General features: G+C 56.8%; 16 protein-coding genes. 10 read left to right on the top strand and 6 right to left on the bottom strand.

The features are described from left to right. Nucleotides 1-26 precede the first annotated feature (26 nt). Nucleotides 27-1,805 carry an ABC transporter transmembrane domain-containing protein gene (locus tag RGU44_RS03200; RefSeq protein ID WP_322215581.1) on the bottom strand — a complete coding sequence of 593 codons (1,779 nt, stop codon included), beginning with the start codon at nt 1,803-1,805 and terminating at the stop codon, nt 27-29. Between the two features lie 292 nt (nt 1,806-2,097). Between RGU44_RS03200 and RGU44_RS03195 the strand changes: the two genes are divergently transcribed. Next, entirely contained in the window at nt 2,098-2,274 is a 177-nt protein-coding gene (locus tag RGU44_RS03195; protein ID WP_219060544.1) for a PA1571 family protein, read from the top strand. Nucleotides 2,275-2,355: 81 nt separating this feature from the next. Here the strand turns inward: RGU44_RS03195 and pdxB are convergent, their stop codons facing one another. Continuing rightward, nucleotides 2,356-3,498 carry a 4-phosphoerythronate dehydrogenase PdxB gene (pdxB, locus tag RGU44_RS03190; protein ID WP_322215578.1) on the bottom strand — a complete coding sequence of 381 codons (1,143 nt, stop codon included), beginning with the start codon at nt 3,496-3,498 and terminating at the stop codon, nt 2,356-2,358. A gap of 139 nt (nt 3,499-3,637) precedes the next feature. On the opposite strand from pdxB, the gene RGU44_RS03185 reads away from it, so the two are divergent. Further along, complete coding sequence (locus tag RGU44_RS03185; protein ID WP_322179867.1) at nt 3,638-5,038, top strand: MATE family efflux transporter; 1,401 nt, start codon at nt 3,638-3,640, stop codon at nt 5,036-5,038. A gap of 36 nt (nt 5,039-5,074) precedes the next feature. On the opposite strand, the gene tusA is transcribed toward RGU44_RS03185, so the two are convergent. Beyond that, nucleotides 5,075-5,329, bottom strand: coding sequence for a sulfurtransferase TusA (tusA, locus tag RGU44_RS03180; protein WP_219060542.1), 255 nt, complete (start codon nt 5,327-5,329; stop codon nt 5,075-5,077). 80 nt (nt 5,330-5,409) lie between these two features. Next, nucleotides 5,410-6,474, bottom strand: coding sequence for a 23S rRNA (cytidine(2498)-2'-O)-methyltransferase RlmM (rlmM, locus tag RGU44_RS03175; RefSeq protein WP_322179868.1), 1,065 nt, complete (start codon nt 6,472-6,474; stop codon nt 5,410-5,412). Nucleotides 6,475-6,696: 222 nt separating this feature from the next. On the opposite strand from rlmM, the gene acnA reads away from it, so the two are divergent. The 4 genes from acnA to RGU44_RS03155 all read left to right on the top strand — a co-directional run bounded on the left by acnA (nt 6,697) and on the right by RGU44_RS03155 (nt 13,584). Then, a complete protein-coding gene (acnA, locus tag RGU44_RS03170; protein WP_322215575.1) occupies nt 6,697-9,438 on the top strand; it encodes an aconitate hydratase AcnA in 2,742 nt (913 codons plus the stop codon). 256 nt (nt 9,439-9,694) lie between these two features. Next, a complete protein-coding gene (locus RGU44_RS03165) occupies nt 9,695-10,486 on the top strand; it encodes a CPBP family intramembrane glutamic endopeptidase (RefSeq protein ID WP_322215573.1) in 792 nt (263 codons plus the stop codon). Nucleotides 10,487-10,610: 124 nt separating this feature from the next. After that, nucleotides 10,611-12,176, top strand: a complete 1,566-nt coding sequence (locus RGU44_RS03160; RefSeq protein ID WP_322215571.1) for a PAS domain-containing methyl-accepting chemotaxis protein — start codon at nt 10,611-10,613, stop codon at nt 12,174-12,176. A 757-nt stretch (nt 12,177-12,933) separates the two neighbouring features. Then, nucleotides 12,934-13,584 carry a hypothetical protein gene (locus RGU44_RS03155; RefSeq protein ID WP_322179872.1) on the top strand — a complete coding sequence of 217 codons (651 nt, stop codon included), beginning with the start codon at nt 12,934-12,936 and terminating at the stop codon, nt 13,582-13,584. 86 nt (nt 13,585-13,670) lie between these two features. On the opposite strand, the gene RGU44_RS03150 is transcribed toward RGU44_RS03155, so the two are convergent. Further along, nucleotides 13,671-15,656, bottom strand: a complete 1,986-nt coding sequence (locus tag RGU44_RS03150; protein WP_416194627.1) for an autotransporter outer membrane beta-barrel domain-containing protein — start codon at nt 15,654-15,656, stop codon at nt 13,671-13,673. 673 nt (nt 15,657-16,329) lie between these two features. On the opposite strand from RGU44_RS03150, the gene RGU44_RS03145 reads away from it, so the two are divergent. The 4 genes from RGU44_RS03145 to RGU44_RS03130 all read left to right on the top strand — a co-directional run bounded on the left by RGU44_RS03145 (nt 16,330) and on the right by RGU44_RS03130 (nt 23,392). Next, nucleotides 16,330-17,220: a hypothetical protein gene (locus tag RGU44_RS03145; RefSeq protein ID WP_322215567.1), complete on the top strand. Its 891-nt coding sequence runs from the start codon at nt 16,330-16,332 to the stop codon at nt 17,218-17,220. Further along, nucleotides 17,105-18,181: a hypothetical protein gene (locus tag RGU44_RS03140; RefSeq protein ID WP_322215565.1), complete on the top strand. Its 1,077-nt coding sequence runs from the start codon at nt 17,105-17,107 to the stop codon at nt 18,179-18,181. Before RGU44_RS03145 ends, RGU44_RS03140 begins: the two co-directional genes overlap by 116 nt. Nucleotides 18,182-18,442: 261 nt before the next feature. Then, nucleotides 18,443-20,302 (top strand): addiction module component, encoded by a 1,860-nt coding sequence (locus RGU44_RS03135; RefSeq protein WP_322215562.1) that lies wholly within the window; start codon nt 18,443-18,445, stop codon nt 20,300-20,302. Nucleotides 20,303-20,371: 69 nt separating this feature from the next. Beyond that, entirely contained in the window at nt 20,372-23,392 is a 3,021-nt protein-coding gene (locus RGU44_RS03130) for a hypothetical protein (protein ID WP_322215560.1), read from the top strand. A gap of 61 nt (nt 23,393-23,453) precedes the next feature. Here RGU44_RS03130 and RGU44_RS03125 read toward each other — a convergent pair whose 3' ends face one another. Beyond that, on the bottom strand, nt 23,454-24,143 hold the full coding sequence (locus RGU44_RS03125) for an alpha/beta family hydrolase (protein ID WP_322215558.1): 690 nt from the start codon (nt 24,141-24,143) through the stop codon (nt 23,454-23,456). Nucleotides 24,144-24,232: the final 89 nt, after the last annotated feature.

The following is a 24,232-nucleotide window of genomic DNA, read 5'->3' as shown; positions in this document are numbered from 1 at the left end:
ATCGAGTGATGCTCCGCGTCACCTTTTCAAACCACCGCCTCCTGATGTGCATTGAACTGCAACGCTGCTAGCCGTGCATACAGCGGGCTGCTCGCGATCAGTTGGTGGTGGGTGCCGACCGCAATCAAACGCCCCTGATCGATCACCGCAATACGGTCGGCGTTTTGTACCGTGGCCAGGCGGTGGGCAATCACCAGCGTCGTGCGGCCTTTCATCAAACTCGGCAGGGCTTGCTGAATCAGGTGCTCGCTCTGAGCATCCAGCGCGCTGGTCGCCTCATCTAACAACAGAATCGGCGCATCGACCAACAACGCTCGGGCAATGGCCAGACGTTGACGCTGGCCGCCAGACAGCCCAAGCCCGCCATCGCCCAGATGGGTCTGATAGCCTTCGGGCATCTGCAAAATGAATTCATGAGCATGGGCGATCCTCGCGGCGGCCTGAACTTGCTCGTCAGTTGCGTCGGGATTGCCGTAGCGGATGTTCTCTTCGACACTGCCAAAAAACAGCGCGGGTGTTTGCGAAACCATGGCAAAACAGCGTCGCAAGTCCAGTGGATCAAGCTGGGTAATCGGCAACCCTTCGACCAGAATACGCCCCGTTTGCGGGTCGTAAAAACGCAGCAGCAGATCGAACAATGTCGACTTTCCCGCACCTGAAGGCCCCACCAGTGCCAGGGTTTCGCCCGGTTCGATGCTCAAGCTAAAACCATCGATAGCGTTACGCTCTGGCCGTGACGGGTACGCAAAACTTACGTCTTCGAGGGTCAGGCGCCCACTGACCCGCTCCGGCAGATGCAGCAGATCACTGACCGGCGGCTCGATCTCACTGGGCGCCTGCAGCAGCTCGGCAATCCGCTCAGCCGCACCCGCCGCGCGCTGCAACTCGCCAATGACTTCACTCAGGGTGCCAAAGGCGCTGCCAACGATCAGGCTATAGAAAACGAACGCTGCCAGCTCTCCCCCTGAAATACGCCCGGCAATCACGTCCATACCGCCCACCCACAGCATCACCCCCACGGCGCCCAATACCAGAACGATGACCAGGGTGATCAGCCATGAACGCTGCAAAATGCGTTTGCGGGCGGTGTCGAACGCCTCTTCCGCGGTCACCGCGAAACGTTGTTTGTCCTGCTGCTGATGGTTGTAGGCCTGCACGGTTTTGATCTGGCCCAATGCTTCTGCGACATAACTGCCGACATCGGCAATCCGGTCCTGGCTCAAGCGCGACAGGCTGCGCACCCGACGGCCGAAAATCAGAATCGGGGCAACCACCAGCGGCAGGGCCACGACCACGATGCTGGTGAGCTTGGGGTTGGTGAAAAACAACAAAAAAATGCCGCCGATGACCATCAGCAGGTTGCGCAGGAACATCGATAACGACGAACCAATCACCGACTGCAATAACGTGGTGTCGGCGGTCAACCGCGACTGAATTTCCGAGCTACGGTTGTTTTCATAAAAGCCTGGATGCAGGTTGATCAGGTGATTGAACACCTGCTTGCGGATATCGGCCACCACCCGTTCGCCAATCCATGACACCAGGTAGAACCGGGCAAAAGTGCCAACCGCGAGCCCCACCACCAGCAGCAGAAAGAACTCAATCGAACGGTTGAGCAACTGCGGCGACTGGGTCATGAACCCCTGATCCACCAACAGACGAATGCCTTGGCCCATGGACAAGGTGATGCCAGCAGTCACGATCAAGGCCAGCAAAGCGCCCAGTGACTGCCAGCTATACGGCGCGATAAAACGCACGGCCAGACGAATGGCATTGCGCTGGCGACTGGAAAACACTGAAACCATGGAGGTGACCTGCCTGCCGAAAAGACTTGAGTCAAAGAGCCTACACCTGCGGCGCGGGCGAATCCCTCGATAACGTTGCCTGCGCTGAAATGAACCAGGGCAGTGACGCCGGGTCAGCGTTGATATGTCGTCGTTCTATAAGGGTTAGACAGTTTTGATCTAACGCCATGCTGGCAGTTTTTAATCATTTCTGCTGGACTTGGGCTGCCGTTTGAATGCGCTGAAGGAATGTCACGGCGCGGTCATCAAGCGGGTTTACTTTGAAGCGCACAACCTGATGAGGAGACAGGCCATGAGCTTGCAAAACAGCACCAATCACGTACCGGTCGTTCGAGCTACCCCAACCTTGCCTGTCGGGGGCGCGATTCTTGATAAGGATGGACGCGAGATCCTGATCACCGAAGAGATGGTTCAGGTCGCGTGTCAAGAATGCGACAAACATTGGGTCAAACCCGTAAAACAAGATTGATGCTGCACAGTTTTTTTAAACCCGGCCTTGGTGCCGGGTTTTTTCTGCCTGCGATATCGATGTTTCCACAGGGTTTGTGATTTAAACCAATACCGCACCCAATGCCGTCACGACCCGCTGCAATTGCGGCGACTCACCCAGGATATTCACGGCCAGCCCTTCGATTTCACGACGAGCAGGGTAGTGTTTGCGTAACGCATCAAACGCCAGACGACGACTGTTTGTATCGCCAATCAGGCTGCGGCGAAAGTCTGCGTCGTCGCGGCGCAGGTCATAGACCCCACGGCACAGCATCGCCAGTGCCCAGGCTGGATCACTGTTGGCATTCAGGCTGACCTGCGCCAGCCAAGGTTTTGGCAACAAGCTGTCCAGGCTGATACGCGGTGTTTGCCCCAGGTATGCGCAAAACGCCTGATAGATCTGCGCCGTTCCGCGCTGCCTGCCATCAAGGCTGTAACCGGCGATGTGCGGCGTGGCCAGGACACACAAGTCAGCCAGCGCGACATCCACCTGCGGCTCGCCTTCCCAGACATCAAGCACCGCTTGCAGGTCTTCGCGCTCAAGCAACACCTCACGCAAGGCCGCGTTATCGACGACCGCACCCCGGCTGGCGTTGATCAACCAACTGCCGGGCTTGAGCTGCTGCAAACGCGAATGATCGAACAGATGCCAGGTCGGTTGATCACCCGCCTTGCTCAGCGGCGTGTGCAGGCTGATCACATCGCAGTGCTCGAGCACCTGTTCAAGGCTGACAAAGTCGCCGCCTTCTGCCGCCTGACGGGGCGGATCGCAGACCCGCACATTCCAGCCTAGCCCGCGCAACACCTTGACCAGTCGCCCGCCTACCTCACCGGCACCAACCACGCCATAGGTGCGCTGAGTCAGATCAACGCCTTCGATCTCCGCCAGGGTCAGCAAACTGCCCAGCACGTAGTCGACTACCCCACGCGCGTTGCAACCGGGGGCGCTGGACCATTGAATTCCGGCCTCCTGAAAGTAATCCAGATCCAGGTGATCGGTGCCGATGGTACACGTCCCGACGAAACGCACCGGGCTGCCCTCGAGCAGTGCCCGATCAACCCGGGTCACCGAGCGCACCAGCAATACGTCGGCATCCGCAACGGCGGCGCGGTCGAGCGAGCGTCCTGGCAGACGGCGGATGTCACCGTACTGGGCAAAAAAGGCATCGAGCAGCGGTATATTTTCGTCGGCAACAATTCGCATGATGAGCTCCTGAGGTCGGCGGCAGTGTAGGCGCTAGGCCCCTCACTAGGCCAGTCATGGTCTTGCACAACTTCGATTCCTGACTCTTGTGTCAAGAGTGTAGAATGGCCGGCTTTCTGCGTCAGCTTCTGGATTTATTGTGAACTCTGCAACAACACGCTCCCCCGCCTTGACCCGTCCGGCGAGGGTACGCCTGGAACTGCGCACGCTGCTGGCGTTGGCGCTACCGATCATGATCGGGCAGTTGGCCTACACCGCCATGGGCTTCGTCGATGCCGTGATGGCCGGCAGTGTCGGCCCGCGAGATCTGGCCGCCGTGGCCTTGGGCAACTCGATCTGGGTCCCGGTTTACCTGTTGATGACCGGGATCCTGTTGGCAACCACGCCCAAGGTTGCACAGCATCATGGTGCGGGTCATACCGCAGAAATCGGCGCGTTGGTGCGTCAGGCATTGTGGCTGGCGTTGGCGGTCGGACTGATCGCGTCGGCGTTATTGCTGAGCGCCGAACCGGTACTGCACCTGATGAAAGTCGACCCGGTGTTGATCGAACCCTGCATGCAATACCTGCGAGGGATTGCCAGCGGTCTGCCCGCTACAGCACTGTTCTACGTGCTTCGCTGCTTCAGCGACGGCCTGGGCCGAACCCGACCAAGCATGGTGCTCGGCCTGTGCGGTCTGGCACTGAATATTCCGCTGAATTACATCTTCATCTATGGTCATTTCGGCATGCCAGCCTTGGGCGGTGTCGGTTGTGGCTGGGCCACGGCCATTGTGATGTGGGCCATTTTACTGGGCATGACCGGCTGGGTGCGGCGCGCAGTGGTATACAAAGCCAGCGAAGTGTTCAGCCGTTTCGAGTGGCCGCAATGGGCCGCGATCAAGCGCCTGGTCGATATCGGCCTGCCCATCGGCATCGCCGTGTTCGCGGAGTCGAGCATTTTTGCAGTGATTGCACTGCTGATCGGCAGCCTCGGTTCCAACGTGGTGGCAGGGCATCAAATCGCCCTGAACTTCAGCTCGCTGGTGTTCATGATCCCCTTCTCGCTGGGCATGGCCGTGACCGTGCGCGTCGGCCAGGCATTAGGGCGTAACCAGCCTCGGGAAGCGCGCTTCACGGCCGGGGTCGGGATGGCGACAGCCTTGGCCTATGCGTGCTTTTCGGCCAGCTTGATGATGCTCTCGCGTGAGTACATCGCGACGATCTATACGGCCGACCCGGTGGTGATCAAGATGGCTGCGTCGCTGATTGTGTTTGCTGCTTTGTTCCAGTTTTCGGACGCAATCCAAGTCACCGCCGCGGGTGCCCTGCGTGGTTATCAAGACACTCGCGTGACGATGATCCTGACCTTGTTCGCGTACTGGGGGATTGGTCTGCCCGTGGGCTATGCCTTGGGCCTGACCGACCTGCTCGGTGCCGCCAGTGGCCCAGCCGGCCTGTGGCAAGGGCTGATCGTCGGCCTGACCTGCGCAGCACTGATGCTCTCGATCCGCCTGACCGGCAGCGCGCGCAAGCGGATTCGGATCAGTTCAAACGCTTGAAAGCCGGCCGAATTTGTAATCGCAGGCGGTTACACATCAATCGAGCTTTTTGCGAATCCAGTACAGGTAAGTGCCGCCGTCTGCCTGTTGCTCGACCAGTTCATGCCCGAGAAACACGCAAAACTTGGGGATATCGCGACGGGTCGACGGATCCGTGGCGATGACTTTGAGCAAACCACCCGCCTGCAGGTCCCGAACCTTTTGGTGCAACATCATCACCGGTTCCGGGCAATTAAGGCCGCTGGCGTCGAGGATAGCGTCAACCGGCAAGGTATCGATGGGTTCAGACATAAAACACTCCAAAAACAGGCGGCCATTGTCGCTCAATTCATTTGATTCAGCCAAACCCTGTGGAAACCCACAGGGCTAATTCAACGCCGCTTGCCATCCAGACGCCGCAGATGGCACGTCACTTCTTCACGGTCGTGGTACAGCTGCTTGCAGCCGATTTCGACCCTGATGCCCCGCGCCTCGAAGCCTTCTTCAATGCGCAGCAGCAAGCGCCGCACTTCGGCATAACGCTGCTTCATCGGCAACTTCAAGTTAACCACAGCCTCGCGACACAAGCCTTCGCCCAGCCAGGTCTCCAGCAACGCAGCGTTGCGCGCAGGCTTCTCGACAATATCGCAGACCATCCAGTCCACCGGATGACGCGGTTTGAAGGTAAAACCGTCCGCCATCAAATGCTGCACGAGCCCGGTGTCCATCAAGCTTTCGGCCATGGGACCGTTGTCGATGGCCGTTACCAGCATGCCGCGCCGGACCAATTGATAGGTCCAGCCACCCGGTGCGGCCCCCAGATCGACGGCGGTCATCTCGCCAGACAAGCGCTCATCCCACTGATCGCGGGGGATGAAGTGGTGCCAGGCTTCTTCCAGTTTCAAGGTCGAACGGCTAGGCGACTCCCGGGGGAACTTCAGGCGCGGAATACCCATGGGCCACATCGCCGAGTTGTCCGCGTCGGCCATCCCGAGAAATACTTCGCGTCCACTTTTGAAGGTCAGCAGCAGTCGCGGTTTATTCGCGTCTTCCACCAGCTTGCCGGCTTGGGTCAACGCCTTGCGCAAAGGTGCTTCGAATTTGCGACAGAAATTCGACAACTCTTTGCCATCATTGGTATCGACCACCTCCAGCCACAGACTGCCACAGGTCGGGAAGTTCGCGAGCTGAGCCAGAATCACGCTGATGCGGTCGGTTTCCGGCAAATCGAGAAAAACGCCACGCGCCCATTGCCGGGGAAAGATCAACTGAGCGAAGCGCTGCCCTTTCATCAAGCGCTCGGCGCCATCGTCTTCGGTACAGACGAACTCGGCACAGGCGGCGTTGGTTTTGGCTTTGGCGTAACCCGCCACGTTCAGACGGGCAGCGTGCTCGGCGATCTCGGAACAGACTTCACCTTCGAAGCCTGGCCGGCAGTGCATAAACAGGGTGTTCATTCAATTCTCCTGGGCAGCGGCGAGACATTCAGCCACTGCGCGGCGCTCGGGGTCAGCCCCAACGCTTAAAACCAGCGCATGATAGCGGAATCAGGAACCACTGGCTCCGCTCTGCGGTCCAGTAATACTCATGTCATTAGCCAGAACCACCAATCAGAGCTAGTTTTAGATTCTGCTCGATTCCCTGGTCCGTACCGTGCGGACTCGTAAAGGAGTTATTTCATGCCCTCCCTCGATAGCCTGAAAAGCCTCAAAACACTAGAAGTCGACACTAAGACCTACCACTATTTCAGCTTGCCGGAAGCCGCTAAATCCCTCGGCGACCTGAGCAAGCTGCCGATGTCGCTCAAGGTGCTGCTGGAAAACCTGCTGCGCTGGGAAGACAACAAGACTGTCACCGGCGCCGACCTCAAGGCCATGGCTGCCTGGCTCACCGCGCGACGCTCGGATCGCGAGATTCAATACCGCCCGGCGCGGGTGCTGATGCAAGACTTTACCGGCGTGCCAGCAGTGGTCGATCTGGCCGCGATGCGCGCGGCCGTCGCCAAGGCCGGTGGAGACCCTCAGCGCATCAACCCGCTGTCCCCGGTGGACCTGGTGATTGACCACTCGGTAATGGTCGACAAATTCGGCGATGCCAGCGCTTTTGGCCAGAACGTCGACATCGAAATGCAGCGCAACGGCGAGCGTTATGCCTTTCTACGGTGGGGCCAGAACGCGTTCGACAACTTCAGCGTGGTGCCGCCGGGCACCGGAATCTGTCACCAGGTCAACTTGGAATACCTCGGACGCACGGTCTGGACCAAGGATGAAGATGGCCGCACCTACGCCTTCCCCGACACCCTGGTTGGGACCGACTCCCACACCACCATGATCAACGGCCTCGGCATACTTGGCTGGGGCGTCGGCGGGATCGAGGCGGAGGCCGCGATGCTCGGCCAACCGGTGTCAATGCTGATTCCTGAAGTGATCGGCTTCAAGCTGATCGGCAAGCTCAAAGAAGGCATCACCGCCACCGATCTGGTGCTGACCGTCACCCAAATGCTGCGTAAAAAAGGTGTAGTCGGTAAGTTCGTCGAGTTTTATGGCGACGGACTGGCGGACCTGCCATTGGCTGACCGCGCCACCATCGCCAACATGGCCCCGGAATATGGCGCCACCTGCGGCTTCTTCCCCGTAGACGATGTAACCCTGGATTACTTGCGCCTGTCCGGCCGCCCGACCGAGACCGTGAAACTGGTGGAGGCCTACAGCAAAGCGCAAGGCTTGTGGCGCCTGGCCGGTCAAGAACCGGTATTCACCGACAGCCTGGAATTGGATATGGGCAGCGTCGAAGCCAGTCTCGCCGGGCCGAAGCGTCCACAGGACCGAGTCTCACTGCCGAATGTTGCTCAAGCATTCACCGATTTCCTCGGCCTGCAAATCAAACCCAACGGCAAGGAAGAAGGCCGCCTGGAAAGCGAGGGCGGCGGCGGTGTTGCCGTTGGCAGCGCGGACCTGATCGGTGAAGCGGACTACGAACACGAAGGTCAGACCTATCGGCTAAAAAATGGCGCAGTGGTAATCGCCGCGATTACCTCCTGCACCAATACATCCAACCCCAGCGTGATGATGGCTGCCGGGCTGGTGGCGAAAAAAGCGGTAGAAAAAGGACTGACCTGCAAGCCTTGGGTCAAGACCTCGCTGGCACCCGGCTCGAAAGTGGTCACCGACTACTACAAGGCCGCAGGTTTGAACCAGTACCTCGATAAACTGGGCTTTGATCTGGTCGGTTATGGTTGCACCACCTGTATCGGTAACTCCGGGCCACTGCGCGAGCCTATCGAGAAAGCCATTCAACAGTCAGACCTGACCGTCGCGTCAGTCCTGTCCGGCAACCGCAACTTCGAGGGCCGTGTGCATCCGCTAGTAAAAACCAACTGGCTGGCCTCCCCGCCGCTGGTAGTGGCTTACGCCTTGGCCGGCACCGTACGTATCGATATCAGCAGCGAGCCGCTGGGCAACGGCTCGGATGGCAAGCCGGTTTACTTGCGCGATATCTGGCCCAGCCAGAAGGAAATCGCCAAGGCGGTGGAAAACGTCAACACCAGCATGTTTCACAAAGAATATGCCGAGGTATTCGCCGGTGACGCGCAATGGCAAGCCATTGCAGTACCGCAGGCAGCAACGTATGTCTGGCAGTCTGACTCCACCTACATCAAGCACCCGCCTTTTTTTGACGGTATCGACGGCCCTCCGCCCGTGGTCGAGGATGTAGCTGGCGCACGCATCCTGGCGCTACTCGGCGACTCGGTGACCACCGACCACATCTCCCCCGCAGGCAATATCAAGGCCGATAGCCCCGCAGGCCACTACTTGAGCGAAAAAGGCGTAGAGCCAAGGGACTACAACTCCTACGGCTCTCGTCGCGGCAACCATGAAGTCATGATGCGCGGCACCTTCGCCAACATCCGCATCCACAACGAAATGCTCGGAGGCGAAGAAGGAGGCAACACCCTCTATGTGCCGACCGGCGAAAAACTGTCGATTTACGATGCGGCCATGCGTTATCAAGCCGACGGCACGCCGCTGGTGGTGATCGCAGGGCAAGAATATGGCACGGGCTCAAGCCGTGACTGGGCGGCCAAAGGCACCAACCTGTTGGGGGTCAAAGCCGTGATTGCCGAAAGCTTCGAGCGGATTCACCGCTCCAATCTGGTGGGCATGGGCGTATTGCCGCTGCAGTTCAAGAACGGTCAGAGCCGCAAAACGATGAAGCTGACCGGCAACGAAAAAATCGACATCACTGGCCTGACCAAGACCGAACTGCAACCGGGAATGAGTTTGAAACTGAACATCACCCGTAACGACGGCAGCCAGGAAACCCTCGACGTGCTTTGCCGGATCGACACGCTGAATGAGGTTGAATACTTCAAGGCTGGAGGGATTTTGCACTACGTGCTGCGCCAGATGATTGCTTCGTAGCTGAACAGTCCTATTAGCAGGAAGACGCCTGGCGGTAACCCTGCTTTATAGAACACATCACGTGACTGATTGCGCTCCGTCTTCAATGGGGCGCAATCGCTCGGTAATCCTTCTTTCAGAAGCTCCTTACGGAAAAACTGGAATCCCCCTCCCCTAATCATCAGAAATATCCTTGCTGCGTCTGACAGGCTTGCGCACCATTCAGCGGTAGAATCCGCGCCTAAACGGATTTTGAGTGGTCACAAGGAGCTTCCCCATGCCTGCATTGCGCTGGACAGGATTAACGTTACTCACCCTCGGATATGGCATGGCGCTGGCATACGGTTATCTGAACCTGTTTGCCTCGCTGTCAATCGCCCTGCTGATCATGGCCGGCCTGTGCGTCTCGCAGTTCAGCGACACCTATGTCCGCGCGTTCGGCCACGGGCTATTTCTCCTGCTGGCGTTGGCGCTGGCCACCCATTGGTTGCCGGGTTTTTACAGCGCGCGCGTGATCGCCGGTGTGCGGTTCACGCCCGAGGCAGCACCCTTTTCGATGTACCTGAACCTCGACAAGCCGCTCATCGGCTTCTGGATTCTATGGATATGCCCGTGGGTGCTGACCCGCACAGGTTTCACCCGATCAGCCATCGTCAGTACCATCGCGCTGGTTGCCACCAGCACCGCTTGCATGCTGGCCGCCGTGTCATTGGGCATGATCACGTGGGCACCGAAATGGCCGGCGCAAAGCGGGCTGTGGATAGTCAATAACCTGTTGTTGGTGACCTTGACCGAAGAACTGCTGTTTCGCGGCTATATCCAGGGCGGCTTTCACCGTCTATTCAAACAATTGCCCTACGGCAGTGGGCTGGCCATCGCCGCAGCAGCGACAGTATTTGGTCTGGCTCACATGGGCGCGGGTTGGCAATGGGTGCTACTGTCAGGGTTTGCTGGCATAGGCTATGGTCTGGCCTACCGCTTTGGCGGTTTCCAGGCAGCGGTCATCACTCACTTTGGTTTGAATCTGGTGCATTTCAGCCTGTTTACCTACCCCATGTTTGATCGATAATGACGGCCGCTATCAAAGACCGGCTCATGTCAAAACCTGCGACTCGTCGGTCATTAAAGAAACCTGCTCAATTTATCAATGCCTTGGCCGATACCCCGTCAAAGCCCAGCGGACTCGAAAGCTCATGCGTAATAACCAGCCCATCACCCAGCGCGAACGGACGTTTCCCGCTCAACAGCGGTTGATCTCCACCACCGACGCCAAGGGCGTGATCACCTATTGCAACGACGCCTTCGTTGAAATTAGTGGTTACACCTCAGAGGAACTGGTTAGAGCGCCGCACAATATCGTCCGCCACCCTGACGTGCCCTCGGCGGTTTTCGCCCACATGTGGAACACCCTCAAGCAGGGTCAGCCATGGATGGGAATTGTCAAAAACCGCAGCAAAAACGGCGACCACTACTGGGTTAACGCCTATGTAACACCCATATTTGAAAACGATCAGGTGGTGGGCTATGAATCGGTGCGGGTCAAACCGACCGCCGAGCAGATCCGTCGCGCTGAAGCCTTGTACACCCGTATCAATAACGGAAAATCGGCGATTCCTCGTCGGGACAAATGGCTACCCGTCCTACAGGACTGGATACCGTTCATCCTGGTCAGCCAATTAAGCTTCATGATCGGCGCTTGGCTTAACCCCAATTGGGGCTTCGCCCTCGCCGCTGCATTGTCAGTCCCCTTGGGGTTGCTCGGCTTGAGCTGGCAGCAACGTGGTATCAAGCGATTGTTGAAGCTGGCCGAACAAACCACCTCCGACCCGCTGATCGCCCAAATGTATACCGATAGCCGTGGGCCGCAAGCGCGCCTGGAAATGTCGATCCTCAGCCAACAGGCTCGCCTGAAAACCTGCCTGACCCGCTTGCAGGCTTCCGCCGAAGACCTGAACGACCAGGCCCGCCGATCCGACACCCTCGCCCACGCCAGCTCCGATGGACTTGAGCGTCAGCGTGTCGAGACCGAGCAAGTGGCCACCGCCGTCAACCAGATGGCCGCCACCACTCAGGAAGTCGCCAGCCACGTGCAACGCACGGCCGATGCCACCCAACAAGCCAACGAACTGACCCGTCGCGGCCGTGATATCGCAGGTGAAACCCGCGAAGCGATTCAGCGCCTGTCCACCGCCGTCGGTGAAACCGGCCTGACCGTGACGCAACTGGCCAAAGACAGCAACGAAATCGGCAGCGTCGTCGACGTCATCAAAGGCATCGCCGACCAGACCAACCTGCTCGCGCTCAACGCCGCCATTGAAGCGGCACGCGCCGGGGAAATGGGCCGGGGCTTTGCGGTGGTCGCCGATGAAGTCCGCCAACTGGCACAACGCACCACCGAGTCCACCGGGCAGATTCATGGCCTGATCGCCAAACTGCAAAAAACCGCCAACAATGCCGTGCAAACCATGGACGCCGGGCATCGCCAGGCCGAAGAAGGCGTCGCCCGGGTTATGGAAGCCGACAAAGCGCTGGTGGGCATCAGCGACGCAGTGGCCAACATCACTGACATGACCACCCAAATCGCCGCCGCCACCGAAGAGCAAAGCGCCGTCGCCGAGGAAATCAGCCGCAAGATCACCACCATCGCCGAACTGGCCGATAAAACCTCAGACGAAGCCCGCCGCTCGGCCGTACTGAGCGAAGAGCTGACCAGCACCGCGCGGTCTCAGTATTCGCTGGTGGAGCGTTTTAATCGGTAATAGGTAATTTGTTGTAAAAAGACCCTGACAGACTTTGTTTGTCGGGGTTTTTTATTGGGTGGCGTTTGGGAAATGTAGGATGCTTCTGAAATACGGCATTTGAACGGATTGCAGACCACAACAACACGACAGGCCCACCCTAACAGCTTGACAGAACCTTGCCACCTCTATTAGTTGATTTGAAGGCAGCGAAAACAATAACTAATTACCACCCAATAATGATAATAAAACAACAATTGACTACTTCGTCACTGACCGCGCAGGCAACACATCCATCGCCTCGCACTGTGTAACCTTAACGCTGCAACTACAAGACACTCCTTCTCCCTCCATTTCCTCCACGCACCAAAAAAACCCAGGCGGATTATCCGCCTGGGTTTTGTTTATTATAAAAAATAAGTACTCTCCTTTAAATATGTAGGAATTAATCCATACCTGTAGGTTGCATCCTACATTCCTTGCGCCTTCCCATCTAATTGACTGTCCGAACGGGCCACTCTGATTGACAACCCGGCGAATACCCTATTACGTCGACATGCACCTAGTTAACACTAACGAGTCACACACAGCATCAATTGCTCACAACATGAAATCAATGGCAGAAAACCAAGCAACAACCGTGTAGTCTTCCGACCAACCCCGAGCCTCGTTACACGAAGCAATGTAATTGCTCCAGGAATAAATCGCCATTGCAGCTTATAAATATTGTGTCGCCGCACTATCAACATTTATGTCCGCACTGTAAGGAGTATTGAATATGGATGATCAAAAGCCGCCTGGCTCTCCTCCCTTCAAGCCTGAAAAGCCTACGACGCAGGTTACGCGTCCGGCTCGGCGAGACAGCCCCACCAAACCGGGCGCTCCTCTGGGAACGCACTTGCTGGCAGAACGTTCGGACGGCGCTCCGAAGACCTCGTCAACCGGGGAAATGGCCTTTACCTACGCCCGCGTACTACGGGCTGAAGATAACTCGTCGGGCGAGCTTACCATCCTCATTTCCACCCACCTGGAGCCACCCTCCCTGGAAGGGATCAACCCCAAGTCAGTCTCGGAAGCGCAGATGAAAGCCGGGATCAACGTACTGATACCTGGCTCGTCCTATTTGCAACCCGGGGATGAATTCCACCTGCTGTGGGGCAGCAGAACCTACCCTATCCAGACGCTGGATGAAGAACACATCAACGATCCGATCATTGGGATGCAATGGGTCTCGTACAGTACAGATAATGTTGCCCCGCAGGGCAAAGTCGAAGTGTGTTACGACATCAATCGCGACGGACAACGGATTGGCACCTCCGCGATCCTCTATCTGAACGTGCATAGCTGTTACCGATCCAGCGCCAAACAACGCAACCGAGGACGATCCATCAGACGCAAACAGCAGCGACGCCCACCGCCGCAGCATTGAGGGTGTAAAGAAAAACCCCCGATGAGTGATCACCGGGGGTTTTTCTACGCTGGCTTCAGAACCCCGAAGCGCTTGGACTCACCTCATCAAAAAGCATACCGCACACCCACGTTTGCCCCCCACGGCTGCTCGACGTTATTGCCCTTCATGTAGTCGAAGTCCGCGTGCACTTGCAGGCGCTTCGACAGCGATACCGCCACCCCTGCACCCAACTCTGCACGCGAGCCAAATAGCTCATTGTTGAAACGGGTGTCGTTGACCGTCACCTCGTTGCTGCGCGCAAATTCGTGAGCGACAGCGACACGCACATAGGGCTGGAGTACACCGCCATCCTTAAGCGCGATGTTACGGCCGACCGAAGTACCCACCTTGCCCAGTACCGACTGAGTGCGGTTGTTCTTCGCTTCCAGGCCGTTGTCCAGAGTGTAATGGTCGCCCTGAATCACCACCGCCGCCATCTGCGCAAAGGGTTCAAGGAAGAAGTCATCGGCCAACTTGATGTGCTTGCCGACCTCCACCGAACCACCGATACCCGTGTTTTTATAACTGCCCTTGGCTTGAGTCTGGTCGCTCATCGCCACCTCCGACTCGTTGTTGAAGGTGTTGAGCTTGAGCACACCATCAACGTAATAGCCCTCCTCCGACAGCCAAGTACCGTAAGCGCCGACGTAATAGCTGTCGACATTGCCCGAGGTGCCGCGACTCAAGTCCAGATCGGACTTGCTATACCCACCGAGCAACCCTATCAGCAACTGACCGTTACTCACCGGAACCGGCGCATCCGCACCGAACGACATACCGCTCTGTCGCTGCTCATAATCGACACCTGCGCCGGTCGTGGCGTTGAAGCGATTGCCATACGCCCGAATCCAGCCGCCACCCTCGCCGCTGGTGCGCACTTCACCCATGCGACTGCGCAACGTCGACAGCTCGCTCATCCAGATATTGGGTGCAGCATTGAACAAGGCCAGCACACTCTGCGTCGAGGGGCTGATGGTTTTGCCCGAACCGACGATGAACCAGTCGGTGCCCTGCTCTTCCAGTTCGTAGGAATAGACGCCCAAATCCACCCGATTGCCCAGCAGGATGAACTGCGCATCGCCACCTTCGGTGTGGACCACCTGCAATGGCTGAATGTCGGGCGACACCGGTTCAACGCCCGTGTTCTTCACTTTGAGCGTGAAGTCGCCATTGGCCTCGCCGTTGACCTCCAATAAGTCACCGACACCAGCATCCAGATCAATGTTCATGGCAAATGCACCGCTACCGGACAACTCACCCAGCGACAGCGTATGAAACCCGTCCGCACCAAAGTTCACCCCGCCGCCGTTGAGGTTCAGCGTCTTGACTGCGTTATCACCCACCATCTGCCACTGCGCACCGGAATTGATCGACAAATTGTTGCCGTTGATCACATCGCCGGTGAGCTGCGCGTTGTTTTGCAGGGTGACATTCAGCGTGCTGGTGTCATCGGCGACCAGATTGCCAGTAAGGGTACTGTCGTCGACGGTGAATTTTACGGTGCTGTCGCCGTCGACTTCCAACAGATTGCCGTTACCGGACAAAAGGGTTGAGTGGTTTTGAAAGGTGATGTCGGCGACGGCACCAATAGGCTCGCTCACCATAGAGGGCGGTGTTGCTGTGACCTTGATTGCGGGACCGTTCAAACCCTGAACTTCAGACCCATCTATAACGACTACACTATTGATCGATTTAGGCACATCCGTAGCATTTCCCACATCAATGGAAATCAATAGGCCATTATTACTGCCCACAATTAAACTACCATTCGATGCGTTTACTGTAGCACCTGCAAGCACTACACCCAATCCACCAAAACTACCCCCACCAACCCCTGCCAATTGACTATTACTAACATTCAGTTCACTTCTACCACCAACATTGGCGCCAACCCCACCAGAAAGTGAACTATTGCTCACATTTGCCACGGAAATCGCATTACCCCCCCTAATCACGGTCAACGCTTCTCTATCGCTGACAACAACGGATTGATTAATATTTACCACCCCACCAAAAGATTTAACGTCACCGCGGGCAGTGCTTGACTCCATATTAAGCGTACTGCCGTTAATATTAATATAACCAGTAGTAGCACCGCTAACGTTCAACACACCGCCATTCTGGACATTATATGAATCTTGCGGCGTCGCCCCATCCACATTCCATACAATGCCATCAACTAAGAGCCTCGATGTTTTAGGGTCTCTCGCCAACACTTGATTTCCATTAGGCGCACTGGGAAAACGGACTAACGCAGCATCAGCCATAGCGTCCTCAGCGACAGCGTACAGGCTCAACGAAGCGCCCAATGAAACGCCTACCGCCCCCAGCCCTATCCGAAAAATCGGGCGGCACGAACCAATCCTTTTCAATATGCAACTCCTTCATAAAATGAACTGACCCTATTTTAGAGTTCGCATTCAGTCCTGAAGAGCGTTATGGATATTATCCTTGTAGGACGCATCTGAAGAATTTGAAATATGAGTCTTACAGACAGCGGGTATTCCGTTTGGGCGCCTGAGACGAGCTCTATTAAATAAAATTCGAGCGATTGACAATCACATTCAATTGCTATTGGTTCGATTTTAGACAGCACCCCCATAACTATGTACCACCCGATGGCTGTGGGGCCTGTTTCCAACGCAATGCTTTCAGACGAACGCTTATGAGCCGCTATCGATGACGCGACAGCGACAGGTGTCTCAAACCATCAGGAGAGTCAACATGCAAAACTACGACAACCAAACAGCTGGCACTAGAGAAACTTCCATGGAGCTGCCCACCATTTCAATTGCTGACCCTGTGGATGGACTTTTACAGCGTCGGGATTTAGAGAGCACTATCACTGTCAGCTTTCCAACTTGGCCGGATGCGATGGAGGGTGATTATTACCAACTGCTCATTAATAATGCTCTGAAGGGGGAACAAAAGCAGCTAGGGAGCAATCCGACGCCCGGTGAAATACTGACGTTTGAAATTTTTATTTCTGATCGCTGGGAAGAGGGTGCTCATACGCTGGCTTACCACACCAAGCGCTTCATCGGCGGCACCCCCAATGTATCTGCCTCCACCCCCGTCATCATTGACCGTACCCCTCCCGGCGGCGGCACACTCGCACCGCTGATGTTCCCGAGCGAAAGTGAAAACGGCCTGACCTCCGCCGAACTGTCGGCCATGGGCAACGTGCTGGTGGCGAACGTGCCGGGGTATTTCGACATGAAATGGGGGGATGTGATTCGCAGCTATTGGGCGGGCCAGCCAGGACCGGTCCATACGGTGCTGGCGGAAGAACTGACCGACCCGGCCATCAGCCTGAGCTTCGACCGCACCTATCTGGAGTCGCTGGAGGATGGCGAGGTCGCAGTGACCTACACCGTGACCGACCGCGCAGGCAATACCTCGGTGGTGTCGCAAGCGGCCAGCGTTGTGCTGCGCATCAAAAATACCCCGACCGATCTGCTGCCACCCATGGTGCCGCAGGCCGACGATGGGCTGATCGATGACACCGATGGTGCGGGTGGATATTCCGGCGTACACCCATGCCGAGGCCGGGGACGCCATAACCCTGCTATGGGGCAGCGTAGCCTTACCCGAGTATCGGCTGACTGCCGCTGAGCTCGGCCAAGCGGTGCTGTTCTCCATGGCGGTGGCCTATCCGAGTCTGGTGCAGGCCGGCGATGGCAAGATCGAGGTTCGCTATGAAGTACGCCGCGAAGGGCAATTGCTCGCTACCTCGCCGAGCCTGGAGGTGCAGGTGTTTCTGACAGTGCCGGGCCCGCAGGACGACTCGCCGCACACCTTGATCAACGAAGCGCTGGCCGCGCCGGTCATTAAAGGCAGAAGCGATAACGCCAATCGACAGGACAACGTCCTTGATGAAGACGATTACCTGCTCAGCGCCGACACGGTGATTGCCTGGCGTGGGGGGTTCAAGCGCTGCGACCTGATCAATCTGTTCTGGGGCGCCTCGACCGTGCCGGTGGTTCGGCCAATCAATCAGAACGACGTTGATACAGCAACCGATCTGCTGATCTGCCTGCCCAATCGGGTCATCACCGCTGAAGGCGTGTGCAAGCCGGTTTCAGTGCGTTACACCTTGACGCATGCGGGCAACCCCAACACCTCATATTCGCCAAGCCAACCGGTGAAGCTGGTGTCGAAAGGACAATTGCCGGGCGGTGAAACCGGCCTCGGTGCGCCGCTGTTTATCCAGGCCAATGCGTATTGCACGCTGGAACCGGCAGGCAGCCCGGACGGCAGCCCGAACGGCACCGCAGTGCACATCAACCCCTACCGGAACATGCAGGTCGGCGATGTTATTCAATTGTCGTTCACCGGGTTCGACGCCATGAGTGGCGGTGATCCGGTGGTGGCCGCGTCGGACCGTCAGGAACAGGTGGTGAGCGACAATGACCTGCTCAAAGGCTGCCGGTTCATGATTGCCCACACCTGTTTGATGGCCATCCAGCGGGGTCGAGCGGAAGCGCGCTACGAGGTGATCAATACCCATGGGCAGGCGAGTTCATTAAAGGCAGGCACTTATGTCGATATGCGCACGCCTGCGCCGGGGTGCTGAACGCGCTTGCTCGTTCAACAGATAAGAAAAAACTATTTATTTACCACCCACTGTTGACAGGTCACGAAAATCTCTATTAGTTCAATGACAGATAAAGCCTTTACACCGTTTATCTAACCGCCATTATCCCGCGTGATAACGGGCCCTATACATCGTTAACCACGCAACTTTAACCCTAAAAGTTGTCGGGCTTTTATTGCCAAAAAAACGCGGAAAACTGCTCTTCAGCAGAATACCGCGCATTCACTCAGGAGAATAACCATGTGTACTTCAAATGCTTTGATTCGCCGTCATTCACATCGCGCACCGCGTGCATTAGTTCCACCGGTACTGCCCACTGCATTGGTCGACGGTCTTTTACCGGCTGCACTATTGACCGCACCAATCCCTGTAACATTCCCTGTATGGGACGATGCTGTCGAGGGTGACTACTACCAATTGCTGCTGGATAACGTACTTGTCGGCGTGCAAGGACAACTTCCGGCGAACCCGATCCCGGGCACTGAACTGACCCTGGATATTCCAGTTGATAGTTTGACCGGCGCGCAGGACGGTAACCACACGCTGGCGTACCTCTCTCGGCGTTTTATTGGTGGTACGCCCAATGTGTCGGCAGCAACTCCGATCGTGTTCGACCGACAGGCGCCAGGCGGTTCGCTGCTGTCGCCGCTGATTTTCCCGAGGGTCGTCAATGATGGCCTGACCTCGGACGAACTGACCGCGATGGCGGATGTGTTGGTCGGTGAAGTACCGGCCTACTTCGACATCAAACTGGGTGATGTCATCCAGACTTACTGGGCTGGCCAGAAAGGTCCGGAACATACCGTGCAACAGGCCGAAGTACCCGGCGGTGGCACGCAGCCTGAGCGGATCATGATCGGGTTTACCCGCGTATATCTGGAAGCATTGGGCGATATCAAAGATGACGTGTACTACGTCATCACTGATCGTGCCGGTAACATTTCAGTGGATTCAGAACCGGTGGCGTTCCAACTTGCACTGCATGAATCCGCAGTCGATCTGCCCGCGCCGATTATCGCTCAAGCCGATGACCGTGTTATCAGCGATGCCGACGCGAAGCAGTCTGTGAGCGTAGACATTCCTGCGTACGACGGTGTGCAACCGGGTGATGAGGTCACGCTGTATTGGGGTGCCAATAGCCTGCCGATGCAGTCTGTTGAGGCAGGAGACGAAAACGAAGACCCTATTTTCACCCTGCTGGTGAACTACGCCACCGTCGCATTAACACCTGATGGCGACGTAGACGTGTACTACGAAGTGCGTCGCAACACCCTGTTGTTTGGCACTTCCGCAGTGAAGACCGTCAATGTCGTGCTGGATCTTCCAGGTCCTGTGAGTCCTGAAAAACCGATCATCCGTGGGGCCAGCACCAACCCCGACGATACCGACAACGTAATCGACGAAAACGATTACCTGCAACCGGCCACTGCCATCATCGCCTGGAAAAGCGGGTTTATTGAGGACGATCAAATCAGCCTGTTCTGGGGGCAGCAGCCGGTGCCGGTGCTATATCGGATCAAGCTTTCCGATGTCACGGCAGCAGCAGACCTGTCGTTGACGGTTCCTAACGCGTTGATCTCTAACGAAGGCACCGGCACGGACATTCGGGTCAATTACACCGTGACGCATACGGGTAATCCCAACACAACCTACTCGGCGTCTCAAAGCGTGATTGTGAGACGCAAGGGCGAGTTGCCAGGCGGCGAAAACGGTCTGCAGCCACCGGAATTCCAGCGAGTGACTGAAAACGGCGGTATTGGGGCGATCCTCAACCCCGATGGTGCCACTTTATTGGTCAAGCCTTACGAGAATATTAAAACGGGCGACGTATTGAACTTTACATTCCTGGGATGGAAAGGTTTGTTCGAAGGCCCGCAAGTTCCAGAAGCAACGTACACCTTTACCACTGAGCCACTGACCGAACAACAAACTCGCGAAGATTACGAGTTCACCGTGCCGGATGCGAACCTGCGTCTGATTTGTTTCGGTCGCGCCGAAGCCATGTTTAAAATCAACAGTATTACCGGCCCTGCTACTTCCGGTATTGCAAAAGTCTTTATTGACATGGTCACCCCTGGCGAAGGCTGTGCAAAGCCTTGATCTCGCGTGTGGGCCGCCGAACAGCGGCCCACTTTCATTGTGACTAATACTGACCCTGTGAGTAACGACATGGATTCTTTAAAACAGACAACATTGCTGGCAAAACCAAAGCTGCACAGCACTAACGACCCCAGTGGCATCGGTCACCTCGATACGCTAGATCCTTCGGTCCCTGTACTGATCCGGATCGGTCCCTATATTGGCATGATGGACAGTGACTACATCGAGTTGTTTTGGGGCGACCAGGAAGGATCGATTGCTAATTACACAGTTAAACCTGGCGATACTGCCGAAGGGACGGGCTCTTTTGTCACGCTGCCGGTGGATCAACGGTACATCGTGCCACCTGCGGACATTAATCCACACTATCGGGTAGACACTTGGTATACGGTAAAAAGACTGGTGGGCGGCACGTTCAATAAATCCGAACGCCTGCCAATAACCGTAAAACTGACGGTCCCCGGCGGCATTGATAACACGCCTGACACGCCTTATATCAATGAGAACCTGAGCCTGTGCACGATAACGCCCGAGGGCACTATCGGTAACGGAGACCTCGATCAGGTGACGGTCAATATCGCAGCCTATCAAAACATGGAGATCAACGATGCGATCACCGTTTTCTGGCACGGAACACCCGTGAGGCACTCGCTGGATGAGCTTCCAGCGGCGGATCAACTCATTAGCGTGTCGATCCCCCGAGAAACCATTATTGGCGCGGGTGACTCCGACACACTGGTGGGAATGTACGAAGTTCGTGACACCGTAAACAACTGGTCGCGCTTTTCCCTCCCCACGTATGTCGAAGTCGAAGCTGGCAACTCCACCCTTCCCGCCCCGGTCGCCCCACAAGCGGCCAATATGGAGCTGAACCTGGAGACCCTCGCCGGTGCCGATGTGCAGGCGTTGGTGTTGTCTTATCCGGGGATCAATGCCACAGACGAAATCACTTTCACCGTCGAGCGCAACACGGCGGAAGGGTTGGGGCTGGACCCTTATATCGAGATGAAACCGGTGGGCACGTCCATCGGGTTTGTGCAGTTCCTGATTCCCAATGAACAATTCGAGCCGATTGCCCAAGGCCGGGCGCGGCTCAAGTACAAGGTCAGGAAAGTGTCCGGCGAGGAGCAGCGCTCCAAGAGCCTGCCGCTGACCATCGTGGGTGAGGCTCAGGTGCTGGCGCCACCGAAGTTGCCTGCTGCGGAGGAGAATAACGGTGTGCTCGACCCGACGGCGCACAATGTCATCGCCCAAGTGCCAGCGTATTACTTCATGGCCGATGGCAATGACGTCACTCTGGTGTGGATGGGCAAGACCGCCAGCGGTGCCAATGTGATTCATGAAGAGGTGAAAAACCTCAACAGTGATGACGTTGGGCAAACGGTGGCGTTCTTGATCCCTGACGATAAAGTCAGTGCGCTGGCGGGCGGTACGCTTGAACTTTATTACACGGTGACTACATTCGCCCGGGCGTTTTTCAAATCGCCTTCGCTGCAGGTGCAAGTCGGCACTGACGGGGGCGCATTGTTACCGTCCCCCTCTGTCGATGGCGCAAGTGCAGATGCTGTGCTTGATCCGGCGGACATCGTGCTAGAGGCCGTGGTTCGTGTCAGGCCATACGCGGGCATGGCGCCGCTGGACAAGGTCACGTTGCATTGGGATGGCAGCACGCCGGACGCCAGCTACAGCACTAGCACAACACTCAACAGCGGCATGTTGGGCAAGGACGTCATTTTCCGGGTCAAAAAGCACTATGTGGACGCCAACCTCGATGGCAGCGTTGCTGTGCGGTATGAGGTGGTGCGTGGTAATCGCACGCTTGCCTCGGAAACGCTGCTACTCAAAATCGGCGCCACGGTCATCACTCCCCTGCCCGATCCAACGGTCAAGGAAGCCAAAGAAGATGGCACCCTTGACCCTGTCGATACGTTCAATGGAGCAACAGTGGTCATTGACGCCAGCGCGAATCTGAAGGAAGGCGACTTCGTGACCGTGTCATGGCAATCGCCGGGCGGGAGGTACGCTAAAGATAAAGCCATCTCCGCCAGTCAAGCAGGACAAGAGTTGTTGGTGATTTTTTCGGGAACGATAGTTGCCAATGACCTCGGCAATAAGGTGCAGATTTATTATGTAGTCACCCGCGTCGACGGCACGATTGAACAGTCAAACGTCCTTGATCTGCTGATCGACACAGCCCTCTCTCACCTTCCCAAGCCGGCTGTCGCAGGTGTAGACGTTAATAACATCATGACCCTGGAAAACGTACCTGGTTATGGCGTATTGATAACAGTCCCCCGTTACACCGGCATCGATGAAAAAGACAGCATCGTCGTTAAATGGGACGGACCTCAAAACCACGTAACCCCTGCGAAGGAGGCTGGCACTGCGGCTAATATTGAATTCGTCGTGCCCAAATCCGTTGTGATCGGCAGCGCCGATGGTGCCGTTCAGGTCACTTACGAGGTGACTCGTAATAATGCTTTGCCGCTGGTTTCGCCGGCGACTGCGTTCAAGGTCGTGGCCGGTGCCAAGCCTCCGTTGATCATCGACACCTCTGAACTGGTGCTGAGCGCTCGGCACTTGCGAGCAGCGTCCACGCCTAAGTTTCCACCTGCCGGAGCGTTCGCGCAGCGAGTGGCCTCGGGTGGGGTCGCACCTTACCGTTACGAGTCCAGCGCACCAACGATTGCGGAGGTCGACGCAACGGGACGAGTCATCTCGGTCAGCAATGGCGCTGCCGCCATCATCGTCACTGACAGCGCGGGTCAACGCGTCAGCTATAACGTAAAAACCTCAAATGTCCTGACGTTTGTGTATTTCATCTTCCACACCTACACCGAAGCTATGAAACCGGTAAACAGCGCGGGTGCGCACATGCCTTCGTTGGCCGACTGGAATACATTACGTGCCAATTACGGCGGTGATCCGGGACTCAGCTACGAAGCAGGCCGAGATAGCCGCGCTTGGGCTGCGGACGTTGCCGGTTTAGGTAAACGCTGGGCGATTTTTCCCCGGGATGGCCGAACGTTAGCACTCAAAGACGTCGGTTTTGGCGGGGAAGCGGCTCACGCGTTCGGCATGAAGGGCTGATTGAACGACTAAGTTCCAAGTACTAAGCCTGCGATGCCGCAGGCTTAGTACTTTAAACGGACTACTTCATCAAAAAATCTACCAGCCTTTCGGCCGCTTGATCCAACACCGCATCGCTACTCACACCCGCCGACTTCAACGGTTTCAGGTCGTGATTGCCTGTCGGCACCCAATAAATATCGATAGCGCTGGATAATTCATACCCGTCTACCGCCTCCCGATTCCCCAACGCGTCCCTTTCCCCCTGCACGATCAAGGTTGACGTCTTCAATTCAGCCAAATGCGCCACCCGAGGTTTTTCCGGTTTGCCCACGGCATAGAACGGGTAACCCAGACACACCAGCGCATCTGCGCCCAGCTCATCAGCCACCAGACTGGCCATTCGTCCGCCCATGGACTTACCCCCGACAGCCAGGCGTCCAGCGACGTGTGGTCGCACCTGGGCATAGACCTGCCGCCAGCAGTCGAGCAATTGCGCTTGCGGGTTGGGGGGACGTTTGCGGCCGTCGAGGCGTCGTTGAGCCATGTAGGGAAACTCGAAGCGCATCACGTTGACACCCCGCACGGCAAGGCGTGCAGCCATGTCGGTCATAAATTCGCTGTCCATGGGTGCGCCTGCGCCATGGGCCAGGATCAGGGTCGGCGACGTGTCAAAAACCCTCTTCGGAGCCAGACTCCACAACCAGCCATTAGTTCGCGCCAGTAGTTCACATTGATCCCCGTCAATACCGGCACTTAGCCCTTCTCTCATGCTTACCTCGCTTTTGATTAGTCTGCCTATAACTCGGTGCTATGACTCGGACCTCTGATCCGGACCAAAGAAGATGGGAACACACCTAA

The organism is Pseudomonas sp. 5C2 (assembly GCF_034314155.1).
Lineage (GTDB): Bacteria > Pseudomonadota > Gammaproteobacteria > Pseudomonadales > Pseudomonadaceae > Aquipseudomonas.
Note: the sequence above shows the minus strand (reverse complement) of the source record. Positions and strands in the feature narration are given on the sequence as shown.

Bases quoted from the DNA above. Each gene is read 5' to 3' on its own strand.
- RGU44_RS03200 (WP_322215581.1), bottom strand. From the start codon at position 1,805: ATGGTTTCAGTGTTTTCCAGTCGCCAGCGCAATGCCATTCGTCTGGCC.
- RGU44_RS03195 (WP_219060544.1), top strand. From the start codon at position 2,098: ATGAGCTTGCAAAACAGCACCAATCACGTACCGGTCGTTCGAGCTACC.
- pdxB (WP_322215578.1), bottom strand. From the start codon at position 3,498: ATGCGAATTGTTGCCGACGAAAATATACCGCTGCTCGATGCCTTTTTT.
- tusA (WP_219060542.1), bottom strand. From the start codon at position 5,329: ATGTCTGAACCCATCGATACCTTGCCGGTTGACGCTATCCTCGACGCC.
- rlmM (WP_322179868.1), bottom strand. From the start codon at position 6,474: ATGAACACCCTGTTTATGCACTGCCGGCCAGGCTTCGAAGGTGAAGTC.
- acnA (WP_322215575.1), top strand. From the start codon at position 6,697: ATGCCCTCCCTCGATAGCCTGAAAAGCCTCAAAACACTAGAAGTCGAC.
- RGU44_RS03165 (WP_322215573.1), top strand. From the start codon at position 9,695: ATGCCTGCATTGCGCTGGACAGGATTAACGTTACTCACCCTCGGATAT.
- RGU44_RS03160 (WP_322215571.1), top strand. From the start codon at position 10,611: ATGCGTAATAACCAGCCCATCACCCAGCGCGAACGGACGTTTCCCGCT.
- RGU44_RS03155 (WP_322179872.1), top strand. From the start codon at position 12,934: ATGGATGATCAAAAGCCGCCTGGCTCTCCTCCCTTCAAGCCTGAAAAG.
- RGU44_RS03150 (WP_416194627.1), bottom strand. From the start codon at position 15,656: ATGGAGTCAAGCACTGCCCGCGGTGACGTTAAATCTTTTGGTGGGGTG.
- RGU44_RS03145 (WP_322215567.1), top strand. From the start codon at position 16,330: ATGCAAAACTACGACAACCAAACAGCTGGCACTAGAGAAACTTCCATG.
- RGU44_RS03140 (WP_322215565.1), top strand. From the start codon at position 17,105: ATGACACCGATGGTGCGGGTGGATATTCCGGCGTACACCCATGCCGAG.
- RGU44_RS03135 (WP_322215562.1), top strand. From the start codon at position 18,443: ATGTGTACTTCAAATGCTTTGATTCGCCGTCATTCACATCGCGCACCG.
- RGU44_RS03130 (WP_322215560.1), top strand. From the start codon at position 20,372: ATGGATTCTTTAAAACAGACAACATTGCTGGCAAAACCAAAGCTGCAC.
- RGU44_RS03125 (WP_322215558.1), bottom strand. From the start codon at position 24,143: ATGAGAGAAGGGCTAAGTGCCGGTATTGACGGGGATCAATGTGAACTA.